Annotated in this window: 1 protein-coding gene; it reads right to left on the bottom strand. The window is 75.2% G+C overall.

The window, feature by feature from the left end; genetic code table 11:
* Positions 1 to 3,867 (bottom strand): beta-ketoacyl synthase N-terminal-like domain-containing protein (locus ACIQOV_RS31565; protein WP_401054090.1); only part of this gene is annotated, 3,867 nt, incomplete at both ends.

Below are 3,867 nucleotides of genomic sequence, written 5' to 3'. Positions count from 1 at the left end.
CACCCGACCCAGACCCCACACCTGCGCCTGCCACGGACTCACCAACCGGTCCGCCCGACCCACCGACACCGCACCGGACGTCACCGACCACAGCTTGGCGCGCACTCCCGCGTCACCGAGCGCCCGCAACAGCGCCAGTGTGGCCGGCACACCGGTCGACACCGGGGTGCCCTCGTCCTGCGGCTCCTCGACGGCGAGCAGCGAGACCACTCCCGCGAACTCGCCCCCGGCGTTCAACTCACCGATCCGCGCGGCCAGTTCCTCCCGACCCGCGCCGTCGACGGCCAGCGGAACGACCTCCGCACCGGCGGCCAGCAGCGCGCTCTCCACGCCCTCCACCGACGCACCCGCACCCGTCACCAGCAGCCAACGGCCCGACAGCCGCCCCTCCGCCGAACCCGCCAACGGCTTCCACGTCACCCGGTACCGCCAGAAGTCCACCACCGAATCCACCCGGCGCCGCTGCCGCCACGAGGACAGCACCGGCAGGACGGAGCCCAGCTCCTCGGGCGCCCGGTCGATGTCCAGGGCCGCGGCGAGTTCGCCGAGGTCCTGGCGCTCCACGGCCTGCCAGAAGCGCGCCTCGTCCGGGTCGGCCACGACGGCCGTTCCAGGCGCGGCCTTCGGCCAGTAGCGCTCCCGCTGGAAGGCGTAGGTCGGCAGCGGGGCCGGACGGCCGGCGGGCAGCAGCCCGGACCAGTCGATCTCCGCCCCGGCCGTCCACAGCGTGGCGAGCGCCCGCAGTGCCGTGTCGGCGTCGTCCCGGTCCTTGCGCAGCAGCGGCGCGCACACCGCGTCGGGGAGCATCCGGCCGGCCAGCGCGGTCAGCACGCCCTCCGGGCCGAGCTCCACGAAGCGGGTGACGCCCCGGCCGTGCAGCGCCTCGACGCCGTCGGCGAAGCGGACGGCCTCGCGGACCTGCCGCACCCAGTAGGACGGGGTGGACATCAGCCCGGGCCCGGCGAGTTCGCCGGTCAGGTCGGAGACGATCGGCAGCTGCGGCTCCGAGTAGGTCAACTCCGCCAGCACGGCGGCGAATTCTTCGAGCATCGGCTCCATCAGGGCCGAGTGGAAGGCGTGCGAGACGGTGAGCCGGCTGGTCTTGCGGCCCTCGGCCCGCCAGCGCTCGGCGAGCTCCTCGACGGCCTCCGCCGGACCCGAAACCACCAGCGAGGTCGGCCCGTTGACGGCCGCGACGTCCAGGCGGTCGCCGATCGCCTCCCGGACCTCGGCCTCGGTGGCCTGCACCGCCAGCATCGCGCCGCCCTCGGGCAGCGCCTGCATCAGCCGGCCGCGCGCCGCCACCAGGGCGCACGCGTCGGCCAGCGAGAACACGCCCGCCACATGGGCGGCCGCGATCTCACCGATCGAGTGCCCGAGCAGGAAGTCGGCCGTCACGCCCCAGGATTCGAGCAACCGGAACGACGCCACCTCGACCGCGAACAGCCCGGCCTGCGCCCACACCGTCCGGTCCAGATCCTCGACGCCCTCGAACACCACGTCCTTCACCGGCCGGTCCAGCAGCAGGTCGAACTCCGCGCAGACCGCGTCGAAGGCCTCCGCGAACACCGGGAACCGCGCGTACAGCCCGGCCCCCATCCCGGCCCGCTGCGCGCCCTGACCGGTGAACAGGAAGGCCGTACCTCCCTGCGCCGTGACGCCCGAGACCACCTGGGCCGAGGGCTCGCCCGCCGCCAGCGCGGCGACACCGGAGCGCAGTTCGTCCCGGTCGCCGCCGAACACCACCGCGCGGTGGTCCAGCGCGGCCCGGGACAGCAGCCCCGCGGCCACCTCCGCCGGAGCGAACTCCGGTTCGGCCGCGAGGAATCCGGCCAGTCGCCCGGCCTGCGCCGCCAGTGCGGAGGCGGTCCGCCCCGACACCGGCCACGGCAGCACACCCTCGACGGCCACCGGCTCGTCGGCCGCCACCGCGGGCGCGGCCTCCAGGATGACGTGGGCGTTGGTACCGCTGATGCCGAAGGAGGAGACGCCCGCGCGCCGCGGCCGGTCCAGCTCGGGCCACGGGCGGGACTCGGTGAGCAGTTCCACCGCGCCCGCCGACCAGTCGACCTCGGAGGTCCGCTGCTCCGCGTGCAGCGTGGCCGGCAGGACGCCGTGCCGCAGCGCCTGCACCATCTTGATCACACCCGCCACACCGGCCGCGGCCTGGGTGTGGCCGATGTTGGACTTGATCGCGCCGAGCCAGAGCGGCTCACCGGCCCGCTCCTGGCCGTAGGTGGCCAGCAGCGCCTGGGCCTCGATCGGGTCGCCCAGGCGGGTACCGGTGCCGTGCGCCTCCACCGCGTCCACCTCGGCGGCCGACAGCCCGGCACTCGCCAGCGCCTGCCGGATCACCCGCTCCTGCGAGGGACCGTTCGGGGCGGTGAGGCCGTTGGACGCGCCGTCCTGGTTGACCGCGCTGCCGCGCACCACCGCGAGCACCTCGTGCCCGTTGCGCCGCGCGTCCGACAGCCGCTCCAGCACCAGCACGCCCACGCCTTCCGACCAGCCGGTGCCGTCCGCCTCGGCCGAGAAGGCCTTGCAGCGCCCGTCCGAGGCCAGGCCGCCCTGCCGGGCGAACTCGGCGAAGGCGGTGTTGGTGGACATCACGGTGACACCGCCGGCCAGCGCCAATTCGCACTCGCCCCGGCGCAGCGCCTGCGCCGCGAGGTGCAGGGCGACCAGCGAGGCGGAGCAGGCCGTGTCCACGGTCAGCGCCGGCCCTTCGAGACCGAAGGCGTACGCCACCCGGCCGGAGAGCACCGACGCGGCGTTGCCGGTCAGCACATGCCCCTCGACCTCCTCGTCGGAGGCGGCGAGCAGCGTGCCGTAGTCCTGGCCGTTGGTGCCGACGAAGACGCCGACGGGGGCGCCGTGGACGGACAGCGGGTCGGTGCCCGCCGATTCGAAGGCCTCCCAGGACGCCTCCAGCAGCAGCCGCTGCTGGGGGTCCATCGCCAGCGCCTCGCGCGGCGAGATGCCGAACAGGCTCGCGTCGAAGTCGGTCGCGTGCCGGAGGAAGCCGCCCTCGGGCGCGTACGTCCCGGCGTCGCGGTCGAGGTCCCAGCCGCGGTCGGTCGGGAACGGGCCGACGCCGTCCGCGCCGTCGGTCAGCAGCTGCCACAGTTCGGCGGGCGTGCCGACGTCGCCGGGGAAGCGGCAGCTCATGCCGACGATCACGATCGGCTCGTCGGTCCCGGCCGGTGCGGGCGCCATCGCCTCGGTCAGCACGGCCCGGTCACCGAGCATCAGGCCGAGCAGGTGATCGGCGAGCCGGGTGGGCGTCGGGTGGTCGAACACGAGCGTCGTCGGCAGCCGCAGTGCGGTCTCGGCGCTGAGCCGGTTGCGCAGTTCGACGGCGGTCAGCGAGTCGAAGCCCAGCTCCCGGAAGGCCCGGGCGGGCGCCACCGCGTCGACCGAGGCGTGGCCGAGCACGGACGCGGCCTGGGCCCGGACGAGGTCGAGCAGCAGCTGACGGCGCCGGCCGGCCGGCGCCGAGGCCAGCTCGGAGCCCATCGGCACGGGAGCCTCCGCCCCGGCGGGCGCGGGCCGCGCCGCGGCTTCCGGCAGGTCCGCGAGCAGGGTGCTGGGACGGGAGCCGGTGAAGCCGCCGAGGAACTGCGGCCAGTCGATGTCGGCGACGCTCACCTCGGTCTCGTCGTGGTCGACGGCCCTGGCCAGGGCCTGGATCGCGAGTTCCGGGTCCATCGGCAGCACGCCGCCGCGCCGCAGCCGCTCGACGACCACCTCGTCAGTGGCGAGGCCGTCCTGTGCCCAGGCGCCCCAGGCGATCGAGAGTCCGGCGAGACCGCGGTCGCGGCGCCGCTGGATCCAGGCGTCCAGGAAGGCGTTCGCCGCCGCGTAGTT

Origin of the sequence: Kitasatospora sp. NPDC091257 (genome assembly GCF_044757675.1) — a bacterium.
Taxonomy (GTDB): Bacteria; Actinomycetota; Actinomycetes; order Streptomycetales; family Streptomycetaceae; genus Kitasatospora; species Kitasatospora lactacystinica.
This window is presented reverse-complemented; position numbering and strand designations above follow the sequence as displayed.